General features: G+C 36.2%; 11 protein-coding genes. 10 read left to right on the top strand and 1 reads right to left on the bottom strand.

The window, feature by feature from the left end:
• Positions 1 to 6: 6 nt before the first annotated feature.
• The 7 genes from rimM to LK416_05630 all read left to right on the top strand — a co-directional run bounded on the left by rimM (position 7) and on the right by LK416_05630 (position 12,469).
• Positions 7 to 516 carry a ribosome maturation factor RimM gene (gene rimM, locus LK416_05660; GenBank protein UEA75665.1) on the top strand — a complete coding sequence of 170 codons (510 nt, stop codon included), beginning with the start codon at positions 7 to 9 and terminating at the stop codon, positions 514 to 516.
• Between the two features lie 17 nt (positions 517 to 533).
• Entirely contained in the window at positions 534 to 1,259 is a 726-nt protein-coding gene (trmD, locus tag LK416_05655; protein ID UEA75873.1) for a tRNA (guanosine(37)-N1)-methyltransferase TrmD, read from the top strand.
• Positions 1,260 to 1,339: 80 nt separating this feature from the next.
• Positions 1,340 to 2,041 (top strand): response regulator transcription factor, encoded by a 702-nt coding sequence (locus LK416_05650; protein UEA75664.1) that lies wholly within the window; start codon positions 1,340 to 1,342, stop codon positions 2,039 to 2,041.
• Positions 2,016 to 3,623 carry a HAMP domain-containing histidine kinase gene (locus LK416_05645; GenBank protein ID UEA75663.1) on the top strand — a complete coding sequence of 536 codons (1,608 nt, stop codon included), beginning with the start codon at positions 2,016 to 2,018 and terminating at the stop codon, positions 3,621 to 3,623. Before LK416_05650 ends, LK416_05645 begins: the two co-directional genes overlap by 26 nt.
• A gap of 67 nt (positions 3,624 to 3,690) precedes the next feature.
• Entirely contained in the window at positions 3,691 to 5,595 is a 1,905-nt protein-coding gene (locus tag LK416_05640) for a DNA gyrase subunit B (protein ID UEA75662.1), read from the top strand.
• Positions 5,596 to 5,612: 17 nt separating this feature from the next.
• Positions 5,613 to 7,892, top strand: coding sequence for a DNA topoisomerase (ATP-hydrolyzing) subunit A (locus LK416_05635; protein ID UEA75661.1), 2,280 nt, complete (start codon positions 5,613 to 5,615; stop codon positions 7,890 to 7,892).
• 467 nt (positions 7,893 to 8,359) lie between these two features.
• On the top strand, positions 8,360 to 12,469 hold the full coding sequence (locus tag LK416_05630) for an AAA family ATPase (GenBank protein UEA75660.1): 4,110 nt from the start codon (positions 8,360 to 8,362) through the stop codon (positions 12,467 to 12,469).
• A gap of 120 nt (positions 12,470 to 12,589) precedes the next feature.
• Here the strand turns inward: LK416_05630 and LK416_05625 are convergent, their stop codons facing one another.
• Positions 12,590 to 14,497 (bottom strand): hypothetical protein, encoded by a 1,908-nt coding sequence (locus tag LK416_05625; protein ID UEA75659.1) that lies wholly within the window; start codon positions 14,495 to 14,497, stop codon positions 12,590 to 12,592.
• A 271-nt stretch (positions 14,498 to 14,768) separates the two neighbouring features.
• On the opposite strand from LK416_05625, the gene LK416_05620 reads away from it, so the two are divergent.
• The 3 genes from LK416_05620 to LK416_05610 all read left to right on the top strand — a co-directional run bounded on the left by LK416_05620 (position 14,769) and on the right by LK416_05610 (position 17,046).
• Positions 14,769 to 15,470, top strand: a complete 702-nt coding sequence (locus LK416_05620) for a hypothetical protein (protein UEA75658.1) — start codon at positions 14,769 to 14,771, stop codon at positions 15,468 to 15,470.
• A gap of 135 nt (positions 15,471 to 15,605) precedes the next feature.
• A complete protein-coding gene (locus LK416_05615) occupies positions 15,606 to 16,514 on the top strand; it encodes an ATP-binding protein (GenBank protein ID UEA75657.1) in 909 nt (302 codons plus the stop codon).
• A 31-nt stretch (positions 16,515 to 16,545) separates the two neighbouring features.
• Positions 16,546 to 17,046, top strand: coding sequence for a hypothetical protein (locus LK416_05610; protein ID UEA75656.1), 501 nt, complete (start codon positions 16,546 to 16,548; stop codon positions 17,044 to 17,046).
• Positions 17,047 to 17,051: the final 5 nt, after the last annotated feature.

The raw sequence follows: 17,051 nt of genomic DNA, 5'->3' as shown, positions 1-17,051 counted from the left end.
ATAATTTTGGAAGACAGACTGAGAGTGGGTGTGATCACAGCACCGCATGGTATCAAGGGAGAGGTAAAAGTATATCCGACAACGGATGACCTGAATCGATTTAAAAGCCTGAAAAAATGTTTTCTGGTATCAGGCAGCAAAGAGATTGAAACTGAATGTACATCCTGTAAATTTTTAAAAAACATGGTAGTTTTGAAGTTTGCAGGGTATGATAGTATAAATGATGTAGAAGCTTTAAGACAGTATGATATTCTTGTAAACAGAGAGGATGCCGTAGCCTTAGAGGATGGTGAGTTCTTTATCTGTGATGTGATTGGATCAAAGGTATACGATCAGAATGACACAGAGATCGGTGTGATCGATGATGTACTGGAGACACCGGCGAATCATATCTTTGTTATAAAGAAAAAAGGACAGGACGATATCTATGTTCCGGTTGTAAAGGAATGGGTAACAGATATTGATACGGTAAATAAAACGGTAAAGGTACATCTTCTGAAAATCGCAGAAGATTAGGACGAATGGAGAGAATGATGAATTTTTATGTTCTTACATTATTCCCCGATATGATCATGGACGGGCTTAGAACCAGTATTACCGGCAGGGCGATGGAAGCAGGGCTGATCCATATTGAAGCAGTGAATATCAGGGATTTTACAAAGGATAAGCATAAGCATGTAGACGATTATCCGTATGGCGGCGGAGCCGGAATGGTGATGCAGGCGGAGCCGGTTTATAATGCCTATCAGTATTTGTGTGAAAAGACAGGAAAGAAATTAAAGGTTATATATATGACACCGCAGGGACGGACATTTACACAGAAGGTGGCAGAAGAATTTGCTGTTGAAGATGATCTGGTGCTTTTATGCGGACATTATGAGGGTATCGATGAACGTGTGCTGGAGCTGATCGTAACGGATTATGTATCGATCGGTGATTTTGTCTTAACCGGCGGTGAGCTTCCGGCAATGGCAATCATTGATACTGTATCCAGACTGGTTCCTGGGGTATTGAACAATGATGACAGTGCGGAGATCGAATCCTTTCATGACGATCTGTTAGAATATCCACAATATACAAGACCGGTAGAATTCATGGGGAAGAAGGTTCCGGATGTGCTGCTTTCCGGTCATCATAAGAATATAGAGGCATGGAGACTGGAACAGTCGATCAGCCGGACAAAAGAACGGCGACCGGATCTGTATGCGAAATATGAAGCAAATCACCCGGTTGTGGAGAAGAAAAAGAGAAAAAGGTAAATTTCCCGATTGAAATTCACATTTATGACATAGATGTTTGTTAGAATACAGCAAGAAATGGAAATAACAGGAGGTCGCATATGGATAGTATAAAGGTATTGGTAGTTGACGATGAGAGCAGAATGCGTAAGCTGGTCAAGGATTTCCTGAGTAAGAAAGGATATATCGTTCTGGAAGCAGGAGACGGTGAAGAAGCGGTTGATATCTTTATGAATAATAAAGACATCGGACTGATCATTTTAGATGTTATGATGCCGAAGATGGATGGCTGGGAGACCTGTAAGGAGATACGGAAGTTCTCACAGGTTCCGATCATCATGCTGACTGCAAAGTCAGATGAAAGAGATGAACTTCTGGGATTTGAACTTGGTATTGATGAATATATCACGAAGCCGTTCAGTCCGAAGATCCTGGTTGCCAGAGTAGAAGCAATCTTAAGAAGAACCAGTGATGTACCGGCTGACAGTGTGATCTCAGCAGGCGGTATCACGATGGATCTTGCAGCCCATATCGTAACGATCGATGGAGAACCGATCGAGCTCAGTTATAAAGAATTTGAGCTGTTGAATTATTTTATGGTGAATAAAGGAGTTGCATTATCCAGAGAGAAGATACTGAATAATGTATGGAATTATGATTATTTTGGAGATGCCAGAACGATCGATACCCATGTAAAGAAGCTTAGAAGCAAGTTGAAGGATAAAGGTGACTATATCAAGACGATCTGGGGCATGGGATATAAGTTCGAGGTGGATGATGAGAAAAAGGTCGATAAGGAGTAAGATAACACTTTGTCTGATGGCGATCATTACTGTGATGATCCTGCTGTCAGGCATTTTGTCCGTTATCTTCATTAAAAAATATTACTACAATGAACTGAAAAATAATCTGATCCAGACCTATCAGGAATGTGATGCTTTTTTTAAAGATTCATCAAATAAGAACAGAGATGGCAGCTATGACCTTGACAGCATGGAGAGCCTGCTCGAGAATAAATCCGATGCGATGATCTATATTGTGGATGATATTCATATGAAGATCTATACAACGGTAAATGAGGATACGGCTGTATTTAACAATCTGAAAAGTATCGGTGAGTTCCTGATGTTCTCAGACAGTATAGATGCGAATAATTCCCAGATCGAACGGGAAGAGGTCGAGAAGCATAAGGATTATAAGATACAGATCACAAAGGATAAGGATACAGCTCAGAGTTATTTTGATCTGCTCGGATTTCTGGATAATGGATTTGTTATTATCGTGCGTACCACAATTGCCAGAGTGGATTCCACGATCCAGACAACGATCAAATATTTTATGGCTGTACTGATTACAACAGCAATCATCAGTTGTATTCTGATGTATTTTGTCAGTGAGATATTTGCCGGACCGATCAAACGGCTTACCAGGGTTGCAAAACGAATGGCAACTCTTGATTTTGATGCAAGGATCGAGCATCCGTCCAATGATGAGATCGGTGAGCTGTCCTGTTATATGAATGATCTGTCGTATAAGCTGAATAAGACGCTGACGGAGCTTAAGGAGACAAACCAGAAGCTTCAGGTGGAAATTGATGAGAAGATCAAGATTGACGAGATGCGTAAGGAATTCCTGTCACATGTATCACATGAATTAAAGACACCAATCGCACTGGTACAGGGTTATGCAGAAGGCTTGCGGGATAATATCAATGATGATGAAGAAAGTAAGAATTTTTATTGTGATGTCATTGTTGATGAAGCAAACAAGATGAATAAGCTGGTAAAGCAGTTACTTGATCTGAATGAGATAGAATTCGGGCAGAACCGAGTGAATAAGGAAATGTTCAATATCGTTGATCTGATCCATAATTCCATCGATTCGTCTGCAATCCTTGCAGAGCAGAGTCAGGTTACGATCGTTTATGATGATGTAGATCCGATCAATGTCTATGCGGACGAATTCATGATCGAAGAAGTCTTCCGTAATTATCTGACAAATGCGATCCATTACTGCTATAAAGAGAAAGAAGTCCGTGTCTGGACAGAAAAATATATGTATGAAAAACCGGGAGACACATATGAAGAAGGATCGATCCTTGGAAATCTCCGTGTCTATGTATATGATCAGGGACCAAATGTACCGGAGGGCGAACTGGAGAAGCTGTTCATCAAGTTCTACAAGGTAGATAAGGCAAGAACCAGAGAATATGGCGGAAGCGGCATCGGTCTGTCCATTGTCGCGGCTACCATGCAGGCACATAAGAAGTGTTATGGTGTGTATAATGTAAAAGATGGAGTTGTATTCTATTTTGATCTGGATATTATCGGGGAGACAGACGATATCGAAGAAAAAATCGGTATTGAAAAGAAAGAAACAGAATAATTTCTTTGCAAAAAAATGGAATACAGAATATACTAATCAATGATTATGTGGATAGAGAGGAAATGTTATGTCGTATAGTGCAAAAAATATAGAGGTGCTGAAGGGACTGGAGCCTGTAAGACTCAGACCGGGTATGTATATCGGTAACACCGGAAGAAGCGGTCTGAACCATCTGATTCAGGAGCTGATCGATAACTCCGTGGACGAGCACCTTGCAGGTTATTGTAAAAATATATATGTCAGTATCAATGAAGACGGTTCAGCGACCGTGTCAGATGATGGACGGGGTGTTCCTGTTGATATACATGAGACAGAGGGAATACCTGCGGAACGTGTCGTATATACCGTACTGCATGCCGGTGGTAAGTTCAACAGCTCCACATATAAGATCAGTGGTGGTCTTCATGGTGTAGGTTCTGCTGTTGTAAATGCATTATCAAAGAAGCTGCTGGTTGAGGTCGCAAGAGACGGATATCTCTACACGGACAGCTATGAGTATGGCGTTCCGGTAACAGAGCTGACTCCGGAAGGAAATCTGCCGCGTACCCGGTTAAAAGAGAAACGAACCGGAACAAAGGTAACCCTATATCCGGATGATACGATCTTTGAAACAGTAAAATTCAAAGCCGATGCGATCATGCAGAGAATCAAGGAAACGGCATATCTGAATCCGGAGCTTACGATCACATTTCATAATAAGAGAGACGGCAAGGAACCGGTCGTATTCCATCAGCCGGGCGGTCTGTCCGCATTTGTAGAGGATATATCGGAAGGACTTACACATACTTCACCGATCATTGCGATCAGCGGAGAGAAAGAGAATATAACTGCTGATATCGTATTCGTTATGACAGAGGATGGGGAAGAAAACATCATCGGTTTTACAAATAATATCACGAATCCGGAAGGCGGAACACATGTAACAGGTTTCAAGTCAGGATTTGCAAAGCTGATCAACTCGTATGCAAGAAATGAGCTTGGGTTATTAAAGGAAAAGGATGCAAACTTAAGTGGTGCGGATATTCGTTCCGGTATGCAGGCGATCATATCTGTAAAGCATCCGGATCCGCAGTTTGAAGGGCAGACGAAGACGAAGCTGTCGAATACAGACGTTACAAAGGCAGTCGATGATATTGTAAAAGAACAGCTTACTGTTTATTTTGACCGTAACTACGATGTCTTAAAGGATATCTGTGATCGTGCAGTCAGCCTGTCTAAGAAGAAGGCTCTGGAAAAATCCAAGATCAATCTGAATAAATTCTCCTTTGAAGGAAATGGAAAGCTTGCCAAGCAGGAATCCAATGATTCGTCCAAATGCGAGATTTTCATAGTCGAGGGTGATTCTGCCGGTGGCTCTGCTAAAACAGCCAGAAACCGTAAATATCAGGCGATCCTGCCACTTCGTGGTAAGATCTTAAACGTAGAGAAGAAAACAGTAGCCAAGGTTCTTGAGAATGCCGAGATCAAAGCACTTATTAATGCATTTGGATGCGGCTTTATGCAGGGCTATGGCAACGATTTTGATATTAATAAATTAAACTATGACAAGATCATCATTATGACTGATGCCGATGTCGATGGCGCGCATATCGCTACATTGCTTCTGACATTTTTCTATCGGTTTTATCCGGATCTGATCAATGAGGGTCATATTTATATCGCGATCCCGCCGCTTTACAGAGTGGGCGAGGGCAAGCATATGCAGTATCTGTATTCAGATGAAGAACTGAACCGTTATCGAAAGAAGCATACCGGTAAATTCACGATCCAGCGTTACAAAGGTCTTGGAGAAATGGATGCAGACCAGCTCTATGAGACAACGATGAACCCGGAGAGCCGTGTGTTAAAGCAGGTATCGATCAACAGTATCGTGGAAGCAAATAAACTGACACAGACGTTGATGGGAACAGAAGTAGCACCGAGACGAGAATATATTGAGACACACAGTACAGATGCAGTGCTTGATATCTAAGAGGAAAGAGGAAATCTATGTCTGAAAAAATCTTAAATGTTGATTATGAAAGTGAAATGGGACAATCCTATGTAGATTATTCCATGAGCGTTATAACAGAACGTGCGCTCCCTGATGTCAGGGACGGTTTAAAGCCGGTACAGCGTCGTATCCTGTATTCATTAAATGGTCTGGCAGGTTCAGATAAGCCACATCGTAAATGTGCGAGAATCGTCGGTGATACGATGGGTAAATATCACCCACATGGAGACAGTTCAATCTATGAAGGCCTTGTAAATATGGCGCAGAACTGGAAGCTTCCGATCCCGCTTGTAGATCCGCATGGTAACTTTGGTTCGGTAGATGGCTCCGGAGCAGCGGCAATGCGATATACCGAGGCAAGAATATCCAAATATACCGAGGATGTCTGCATGAAGGATCTGTCTTTCTTTAAGGATCAGTTTATTCCAAACTTCGACGGAACAGAGACAGAGCCTACATTTCTTCCGTTTCAGGTTCCGAATATCCTAGTCAGTGGTTCGACCGGAATTGCAGTTGGTATGGCGACCAATATTCCGACACATAATCTCGGAGAAGTGATCGATGCAACCGTGATGTATCTGAATGATCCGGAAGTACCGCTTGAGAATCTGTTAGATGTGATGAAAGGACCGGATTTCGCAACCGGCGGCATCATCAATGCATCCAAGGAAGATCTGATGCAGGTCTATGAAACAGGGCTTGGCAGGATCAAGGTCAGAGGTAAGGTGGAGATCCGTGATATCGGTCATGGAAGAAAAAGTATCTGTGTAACCGAGATCCCGTTTACGATGATCGGTGGAACAGCGAAGTTCTTGGATACGGTTGCAGAGCTTACCAGAAACCGTGAATTACCGGCCGTTGTAGATATCGCTGACCGTGGAGATAAGAACGGAGAATGTTTGTGTATCGATGTAAAGAAGGGTACAACAGATGAAGAAATCCGGAATATCATTAATATTTTATATAAAAAGGCAGGACTTGAGGATACCTTTGGTGTAAATATCAACTGTATTTATGACGGCAAGCCGGAGGTCATGGGACTGAGGCGGATCCTGTCAATCTATACAGATTTCAAATACGGACTATACAATACTAAATACACGAAGTTGTTAGAAAATCAGATGGAAGTACGGGAGATCAAGACCGGTCTTCTTACAGCGGTTGACTGTATCGACCTGATCATAGAGATTCTGCGTGGAAGTAAGAAGGTAGCGGATGCAAAGGCATGTCTGATGCATGGAGATACCTCCAACATTACATTCCGGTTCAAAGGTTCAGAGGCAGATGCAAAGTTCTTATGCTTTACCGAGAAACAGGCAGATGCGATCCTTGCCATGCGTTTACAGAAGCTCATCGGTCTGGAAGTAAATGCCCTTAAGAAAGAACTGGAAGATGCAGAGAAGCTGATCAAGAAGTATTCAAAGCTGCTTGAAAGCAAGAGCAATATGAAGAAGCAGATGATCGCAGATATGTTAGAGATTAAGGAGAAATATGCGATTCCAAGAAAGACTGTGATCGCAGATTGTGGCGAAGTTGTCGTTAAGAAGGCACAGGCAGTCGAGACAGAGGTTGCTGTACTTCTCGATCGTTTCTATTATATCAAGGTCGTTGATGCCAATCTTTATGATAAAAACAAAGCGCAGATCGACAAAGACTACCGGTTCTCATTCAAATGTAAGAACACAGAACGTGTCGGTGTATTTGCAGATAATAATCAGATGTATATGATCAAGGTTGCTGATATCATCAAGCTTCAGGCAAAGAAGAATACCGGTAAAAAGGGAAATGGTTCCGGTCTGATCGGCAGATTGTCGGATAAGGGTATTCAGATCTTTGAATTCTGCAATATGAATGGAAATGAAAACATATTATATATGTGCTGCCTCGAGCAGATCATAGATAAGAACCTGTTATTTGTGACCAAGCATGGTCAGGCAAAGCTGGTTCCGGGAAATAACTACGATGTACTTCGTAAGATGATCGCAGCGTCCAAGCAGGAAGAAGATATCATCTTTATCCATGATGCCGAGATGGAAGATTTCATCGTTGTAAAGAGTATGCTTGGCTACTATGCAAGAATCCAGATCAGCGAGATCCCGGTCAAGGGAAAAGGCGCAGGCTGCATCCGCCTGGTAAACATCACCGACGATGATGAGATCGAAGAAGTAGCAGTCGGCAGCACAAAGGACAGCTTCTTTGTAGATAACACAGAGATCCTGTTTACACGAATCAAAGCATGTAAACGCGGCAGTAAAGGAACAAAGCTGCGGTTGTAGGGAAGAAAGTAAAAGCAGCATATTACCATATTTGCGCTGAAATAGAATTAGGGCAAATTAAATATGAATGTACGGATAAGGCATATCAGATACGGAGGTATCTGGTGTGCCTTTTTTTAGATTCCATCAAAATAAGAGCAGGAGATTGGTTTCTCTTGCTCTTTTATAATATCTGGTCATCATCTGATTTAACATATTTTACTATATCGCAAATAGCACAATCAAGAATTCGACATAGATTATTGAGAGTTTTTTAGAAACATCTTTATTATGTTTTAAATGGTGTAAAGTGCTGTGAGAAATATGATATTTATTAGGGAATATTTCGATTTCATTTGACAAATATATTTAGTTATTGCTTTTACAAAATGATGCATATAAAATAATATTTGGAATAAACATAGCGGGTCTGATTTTTTAGAACAGAGAGAAAATATGCATATAATAGGATTAGTATGGAGGTAGCGATGGGAGAAGATAAAACAAACGACAATATGTATGTCTACACATTTATGGATTATGCAGCGAAAATGGAGAATGGGAATGTAGACAAACAACATGTGAGTGATTTACACAAAAGTATTAAAATTAAAATTAGTGTATCTAATTGTGAACAGAATGAATCACAATTAATGAGAAGATTTTTATATAAATATAGAGGCCAAGGGAGTAAGCGCCAATTCTATAAGAGTACAAAAGATCAAGGTGAGACTTACTATGGATGTCTACCTAATGGAAAAAAAGAAGACGAAGATTTTCTTTATGAATATTCTCTAAAAAGAAATGAAATACATGTCACAACAGTTAACCTCAAAAATGGAGTAATATATCCAGCTAAAAATAATTGTTCAGACGCTAATGCGTTTTATACAGGAGATTTCAGAAGAATTGTAGCGGATGTTTTTTGGATTATATATAAACAACCTAATGATATGAACATTAATATAGAAAGTATCACATTTAGCAAGGCCGATGACGAGGGCAATAAATCTTCAATTACATTTGAAATTGATAGTGAAAGGACTAAATACGAAATTAATAACTGGGATAATGGCTATGTGAGCTTTTGGGGTAAATCTGGAAATGATTTAAAACGAATCGGATTTCCTATATGTCTGAAAGAAGCTGATTTTATATATGAGGATGCTAGTGCATGCTTATATTATGAATTGTCAAATCCTAAACGTAAATTAGTATATTACAAAAGATGTGCGGTAATAACGCAGGAACAGATGAAAAATTGCATAATGGATTATCAGATTATGCTTTTTTCAGGTAAATCTGACGACTTGGGTAAAGGGATATTTTATTACTACAAAGATAAATTATGTCCTAAAATAGTGGTAAAAGATTCGATTATTACAGCTTATGATGTGCGATATCATTTTTATAATGGAGAACAAAAGATAATTTTTAATTCTGAGTTTGATAATGCTAATGATGATTTAAAAGAAATAATTCGAAACTGTAAAGAAAACGAAACTATAAATTATGAAAACCTTGAAAAATCATGTAGGGATAAAGCTTTCTGTGAGTATGGAAAAGATATAAATGGTTTTAAACTTGGAGATAACAACGAGTTTTCTAAAGAAATGGAAGAGGAAAACTGTATTTTAAGTTATGTAGGAGAACCACTAATAAATGCACCACAGAGTGATTATACATGGCGTGAAAAGGTAAATACAATCAAAATATCTTTTAAAGATATAAAAAATTCAGATGTCACAATTAAAAAAGGGAAAATAGGCGACTGCATTTTTAACTATATATATAAAATAGATGAAAATCAAGAAATTCCTATATCTAATACAATTCAAGATATTATATATACATATGAACGATATGGGAATCAGGAATTAGAAAATCTAATTAAAATAGAAAATCTAATTAAAATAGTAGATCAAAATGAAATTGGGGAGACCTTTAATAAGCAACTAGATTTTGTTGAAAAAAACTGGGAAAAAATTAAAGAGATTGTTAAAGAATTAGTCTCTTTATTAAATGAGTTTTGTACTAAATCTAAACTCGAAGCTTTGAAAAAAAAATCACTTAATAAAAATGATTCATATATAAAAGAAATTGAAGATAAATTATTTGATGGTCTGACACCTAATCATGCTGTTGCTATTCAGGTATATGATGAAGTGAAAAAGTGGGAAAAAGCTAAAAAGGAGAATAAAGAACCTAAAATCCCAAATTTTGTGATTATGGGTGCTCCCGGAACAGGAAAAACAACTATAGCAAAACGAATAGCTGATTGTTTTTTTGATGGAGACAAGATAGATAATAATATTGATAAAGAAAATAAGATTATACAATTGTCGCCATCAGATTTAAAAGGAGCATATGTTGGACAGACCATACCCAAAGTATATGAATATCTTAAAGAGGCAAGTGAAAATAAAAAAATATTATTTTTAGATGAAGCATATCTTCTACAACAGGATCAATTTGGACGTGAGGCTTTAGCATACTTACTACCTATTATGAACGGAGATCGTACAGTTATTTCTAAAATGAGAGAAGATAAGGAGGAAAGATTTGATTTTGAGGAAGAAGGACACATAGTTCCTCCAATCTGGATGGCAGGATATGAACATCAAATGCGTAGAACACTTAGTGAAAATCCGGGGTTATATAGGCGAATGGTTAAGCTTGTTTTGCCAAGCCCAATTGCTTCTGCTTTGTACGATAATCTACAGATGCTTGCCAAGGACAATAAAGAATTAATGGAAAAATTTAAAGAATCATCAAACGACATAAAAAGTTACTTTACATGGGCTATAGCTAGGGAAAATGCTGAATACTTTGGAAATTATGCTGGAGTTCAAAAGTTCTTTGAAACATGTGAAGTCCGTGAAGTTGGAAAATCTGATAATGCAGGTGCTATTATAAATAGAATAATAGAAGAGAGTAAAAAAGAAATCAAGGCTCAGTATGTTGCGTTATTATCTAAGGATGAAAAATCAAGAAAATTTATAGTGAGTAGGGATATTGATACAACCTTTGATGACATAATTGGAGATGACGTTAAAGGTAAACTTAAACCAATTGTTAATATGCTTATAAACCATGAAGATTATTGTGAACGTGGAATAAATGTGCCGAAGGGAGCTTTGTTAGCTGGACCTCCGGGTACAGGAAAAACGCTTTTGGCAAGGGCTGTTGCCGGCGAGTTTCAAAAAAATTTGATAGATGAAAGTTCAGATAAGCAGATTGCTTTTATTTCGGTGCTTGGTACGGAACTTCGTACGCCGGAACTCGTTGGGGAATTATTTGCCGAAGCCGATGATTATGATGCTGCTATTATATTCATTGATGAAATAGATTCCATAGGAATAAAACGAGAGTATTCCAGCAATCCTGAGCCTATGTTTCAGCTTTTAAAAGAGATGGATGGTTTTGAACAGAGGACAAATATATTTGTAATGGCTGCAACGAATGCTCCGGAGAGCCTTGATGAGGCATTGAAGCGACCGGGTAGATTTGACAGATATATAGAAGTTTCATATCCAACTGAGGATGACAGAAAAGAAATAATTGAATTGTATGTTAAAAAACTGGCATGGGCTAAAAATGCGCTAAGCGATGATGAAAATGAGACTTTTAATCAATTTCTTGGAGCTATCGCCGATGCAACAAAGTCGTTTACTCCGGCTCAATTGCAGAATCTAATTAATGAAGCTGCAATTGATTTTAATTCACCTATACCATCAGTTCAATGGCAGAACCTAATTAATGAAGCTGCAAAAAAAGCTCAATTGCAGAACCTAATTAATAAAGTTACAGAAAAAACTCAATTGCAGAATGATGAATCTACGTCAGCTCAAAATAATGAGATAATTGAAAGCAGAATTGATGATTTAAAACTTGAAGATCGAATTAAACTAATAATAAAAATAAAAGTATTTGAAATTTTAGTAAAAGAAAAAATAGAACAGCTTAAGATCGGTGATAAAAAACCTAAATCTTCGGATGATAACGAATTTTCATATAAAGAAAATAAAGGCTGTTCAGCTGTTGCAATACATGAAGTCGGTCATGCAATGGTATGCTTGTTACAAGACATGGAGCCTTTTGAAAAAATCACCATAATGCCTCGCGGGAATGCACTTGGTTATGTTATACCGAGTAGTAATAATTCTCTTTGGACCAAAAAAGACTATATTAATCAGATCAGAGTATTTATGGGAGGAAGAGTTGCCGAGGAATTGTTCTATGGTGATGATATATCTGTGGGGGCGGCTCAGGATATTCAGAGTGCTACAAAGCTGGCAGAAGACATGGTTGCTATATATGGAATGTCTGAAAAAATAGGAATTATGGCTGTTAAGAATGATTCAACTAATTTTCTTGGCAGCAATTCTAGATATGATTGTTCCGAAACATTCAGATATGATGTGGATCTTGAAGTCAGAAATCTGTTGAGAACACAGTTGGAAATTGTCAGAGAAGAATTAAAAAAACAAAAGGACATTATCGAAAAAATGGCTGAAATAGTGTATGGAAAAGAAACTATGACAGGAGAAGAGTTTAAAAAAGAGTTTGAGAATATAAATAAGACAGGAAGTGAATAAAAACCGTAAAAAAGCTATACGTCCTATGATGATAGGAAAAGATACATGTTTTTCTTCCCTGGCAGGTCTGTATGACTGTTAGGGAAGAGCGTATTTTTACGGGATCACGCTTGACTGTATCTATTTTCTAGATAGAGAATCGTTTTTGTTCGGAAAATTAAACATAGAATACAGGTCATATAGAGCATCTTCTATTTCAGCCAATTTTTTTCCGATGTTACAACCACAGTTACAACCATCAATATTATATTCCCATTCGCGTATGTCTTTTGCGTCCTTGTTTTGAATCCTGTTTTTGTCGCTATTTAATTCACAGGCTCTTATTTTAGAGTAATGATTGCAGTAACGACAATTATTATTCATATAATGTCCGTAGAGTCCTATAAAATTCCATAGAGCTTTTCGAACCTCAGCTTTATCTTGAGAATCCAGAGCATTTTGGATATTATTTTCCGGCTTTTGATCTTTTTTATTAAGAACATTCTCATTAAGAAAATTTGATATGAAGAATATATTGTTAAATTTTCTAAAATATAGTTTTATAAATAACCTATATTTTTCTTTATCAAATTTATAATCTTTAGTTATAGTCTTGGCAATATTTTCAGCTTCATTTATATATGCCTCAGAATTTATGTAAGAAGCATCCACTCCTTTTTGAAATGTTTTCATTGCTGTTTGGTAACATATAGTATCATATTTTTCGAGAATACTATCCATAATATCGTAATCGCGGGTATGGTCATAAAATTTTATCCTGCTATTATAATTTTGTGGATGATTTCCTTTATAGTTGTTACCAAGTGCTATAAAAGGATGGCAGAGTTCGTAAGGCGGAGAGTTAGTAAGTTTATTGTATATATCTATTCCCTCGAATCCCTTTTTTTCAACATATATTATGAGTAGAAATTGTGCGATTATTTTATGTATACATGTATTATAACTATTATTTCTGGTGTATGCGTTAACAGAAGAAAAATTTTCCGGCATTATCAGAATATGTAAATATTTATATATTTGATAAATGGCAATATTTATAGCTGTAATTTTGCAGTATTTATTTAGCATGTCTGGATTTTTATCAGCAAACATCGGATAGTACTTATTTTGTTTATCTGTTGAACTCACGGAATTGGCATTGTCGGTTATTGCATTTATTAATTCACTATATTTTTCAACATAGCTAAATAAAGAAAGCTGTTCGGGACTCTTATTTATAGGTATCTCTTTACTCCATAGTCGTCTAACAGTAAAAAGAAGCTGTTCTATAATTAACTCCGGATTATTATAATAGTAAGACAGCAAATTCATGTTTGATATGTTCTTTAAACGAAGATTTTTGTTTAAATTTATTATAGCTTTTTTTTCGGATTTTGTATAATTGTTATTATTTTCTAAAAAGCGTTTTGGTTTTTTTATATATGGAGCCAAAAGCGTTATAAGGGCAGCATCACATTCAATGATTTTACCCTTAAATTGGTCTTCTAAAGTTGTGTAAAATACACCCGTTAAAGCTGTCATTATTTCAGCAGTATATCTTCCGTAGGTTGTTTTGGCTGATAATGCATTTTCTGAATAGGAAGTATTTGCTGTGCCTTTAACTCTAGGTAGATAAGGATAGTATATTACACCATCTGCGAGATCTTCCAATAGTAATGTATGGGAAATTTCTGAACTACATTTACTTCGTGTTCTCAGAAGATAAGTATAAATATTTTCTGCAATAAATGTATATAGGTCACCTGTGGTGGCATCACATTCATTGTCTGTAAAATACTTTGCATTAAGCAGATCAATAATGTTATAAAAAGTATTTCCATCTGCAGGTGCATTTTTATCAATAGTAGTTGAGAAACTTATTATTTGGGGAATTTGCGAATTTTCTGAATTTGGGTGAAGCTTTTTATACGATTCTATCGAGTCTATGGCCCAATGAGAGAACATTGTATGAAGTAAAATGAGCAGTGCCTTTCCATTTTCTTCTTTAACAGTGTCCGTTTCATAAAGTTGTGTTTTTTCTTTGTCCATTATAAATTTCCTCGTTAGTTATATCTTTATATGTAAAGAATGCTAATATTGTTTCAGATTTAGAATAACATAATGTTATAGTATGTTCAATTATTGTGGTTATGAAAATAAATAGGTGTTTCGAAAAAAGTTGGTACTTGTAAGGGATGGAATAGAAAGACGATTTAATATATACTTTTTTTATCAAAATTTATATCATTTTTTCGAGAAATAAATAATCGTTTTTTTGACAAATTATTTATTGAGTAATAAAAAGAAGGAACAAAACAATATGGGAGATATAAGTATTATTGCAAGGAGGCTGGATAATGGACATGTTCAGTATGGATGGAGTGGTAATGGCGGTTATTTTAATGTAGTAGGTCGACGACTCCTTTCCTGGTATCAGGATCCTAAGGATGTTGATTATCTTTTTAATTTAGGACAGACTAGACTGATAGGGAAAAAGGGAAGTGAATATGGGGATTATCATTGGTCGGTCTCACATCAGCTTACTGGAGACCCTTTTTGGCTAGGCAATACGGAACGATGTATTTTTGATAAAATAGCATTTATTGATTATGGATATTTTTATGATTTGGATCATGTGTGGTATTATATAGTTCCTGGTCCATTTAGAATAAAAATACATACAAAGTTGATAGAAGAGAATTTGGATGAAGCAGGGTACGAGTTTAATTTTTTGAGAAAAGTTGAAGATAAAATACTAAGATATGTTTTGAATAATTACGGAAAAACAGATCGGGATTTTATAAAATATATTGAAGATGAAGGTTATGACATTGACGATATAAAAAGAGAAATAAGTATAGATGGAAAATTGTCTATTATAAAATTTTATCAAAAATATAAAAAGATATATTATTATTTTGATGACTGGATACTTATTAAATCGAATAAGCACAATACTGAGATTGAAGATATTATAGTAAAGAAACAAGGTGAACACCATATCGAGACGTGTGAATGGTAATACTTAAAATTCTATTATGATTCTCATATAAGTGCGGTTTCGAAGAGAAAAATAATAATAGAAATTAGAAATTAGAAATGAAAAATATTTATATAGTAAAAAATTTCTGGAATTAGAAAGACAAGGAGTATTTTTATGAACAGGACAGTTACTTTTGTTATAGGTGCTACAGCTTCAGGAAAAACAACTTTTATCAACAATCATTTTTCTGGAAATCAAAGCACTGTAAAATTAAATATATACGATTATCAGCAAGCAGCTTATAAAGAATTGGGGAATGATAAATTTATCCCATTTGAGCAAGCACGTCTATGCTTGCACAGAGCAAATAAATACCTTTTATTAGATATCATTAAAGCATTGCAAGAAGATAAAAATGTAGTAGTTGAACAAACTTTATACAAAGCAAAGCGTAGAATATCATATATAGATATTATTCGTAATGAATTTAAAGATATATTTATTGAGATATATGTGATGTGTCCGAGCGATTCTGTTTGGAATACATATATAAACGAACGAAAATTAGATTCTTCTGTCCAGTGGTTAAAATCCAATGCAAAAGAAATAGAATTTCCTAATGTCTGCGAAGGCTTTGATAAAATATATGAGGTTATAGATGGCAATATCAGATTGCGAATGGATGCTTCTAAGCCTGAAATTATTGACGCAGCCCACAAAGAACTTGCTGAAGAGGCACAACAAATGGAACAAAAGAAAGAAAAAGATATACAACGTTTAGAATTGTTTGAAAGTATGAATTTTCGCCCGTTCTGGCATTATTGTGAAGTTTGTGGTACAAAGATTTTTTGTACCGCACAAGAGGCTTTTGAAGCGGGATGGGACTACCCACCTAAGATTGGCACATTTGGTTTATTAGGTCCTCGTACTTGTGGAAATTGTCTGTTAACTGATACATTATTTTTTAGAGTATATCAACAGGAAAATTCCATTGTCATTGAAAGAAATTTGACAGAGAAAGAAGCACAAACTTGGCAACGAATAAAAAACGAACCGGAAAGTTTGCTTGAACCAGAAAAGTAATATAAATTAAATTTGAATGGCAGGTAATAAAATGATAATTGCAGGTTTTTCAGGTATAGGTAAAACAACATTTGCTAAAAAAAATACAAATGTTATTGATCTAAACATTATGCCTTATAAGTATATTAATTTAAAAGAAATCAGTGACAGTTACAATGATGAAACTATTAAAGCTGCTTCCGAACTAATTTTAAATCCTAACTGGCGATACGAATATTATGATAATTTTTTATCACTCTGCAAAGCGGAGTCTAATAAAATAATTTTGATTCCAACTGATATACAAATAATGAGTTGGCTATATTGTGATAATCTTCCATTCACTCTTGTTTTTCCGGCATATGAATTGAAAGATGAATACAGAAACAGGTATTTAAAACGAGGAAATACAGATGATTTTATAGAGGTTTTTATAGGAAATTGGGATTATTGGATTGATATGTTAAAAAAGCAAAAGGGATGTAAAAAAGTCGTATTAAAAACAAATGAGTTTTTATCAGATGTAATAAATATGAGATCAGCGTCTAATTGACATTG

Source organism: Lachnospiraceae bacterium GAM79, from assembly GCA_020735665.1.
GTDB lineage: Bacteria > Bacillota > Clostridia > Lachnospirales > Lachnospiraceae > Coprococcus.
Note: the sequence above shows the minus strand (reverse complement) of the source record. Positions and strands in the feature narration are given on the sequence as shown.

Bases quoted from the DNA above. Each gene is read 5' to 3' on its own strand.
- LK416_05635 (UEA75661.1), top strand. From the start codon at position 5,613: ATGTCTGAAAAAATCTTAAATGTTGATTATGAAAGTGAAATGGGACAA.
- trmD (UEA75873.1), top strand. From the start codon at position 534: ATGAATTTTTATGTTCTTACATTATTCCCCGATATGATCATGGACGGG.
- LK416_05650 (UEA75664.1), top strand. From the start codon at position 1,340: ATGGATAGTATAAAGGTATTGGTAGTTGACGATGAGAGCAGAATGCGT.
- LK416_05615 (UEA75657.1), top strand. From the start codon at position 15,606: ATGAACAGGACAGTTACTTTTGTTATAGGTGCTACAGCTTCAGGAAAA.
- LK416_05630 (UEA75660.1), top strand. From the start codon at position 8,360: ATGGGAGAAGATAAAACAAACGACAATATGTATGTCTACACATTTATG.
- LK416_05645 (UEA75663.1), top strand. From the start codon at position 2,016: ATGAGAAAAAGGTCGATAAGGAGTAAGATAACACTTTGTCTGATGGCG.
- LK416_05640 (UEA75662.1), top strand. From the start codon at position 3,691: ATGTCGTATAGTGCAAAAAATATAGAGGTGCTGAAGGGACTGGAGCCT.
- LK416_05610 (UEA75656.1), top strand. From the start codon at position 16,546: ATGATAATTGCAGGTTTTTCAGGTATAGGTAAAACAACATTTGCTAAA.
- LK416_05625 (UEA75659.1), bottom strand. From the start codon at position 14,497: ATGGACAAAGAAAAAACACAACTTTATGAAACGGACACTGTTAAAGAA.
- LK416_05620 (UEA75658.1), top strand. From the start codon at position 14,769: ATGGGAGATATAAGTATTATTGCAAGGAGGCTGGATAATGGACATGTT.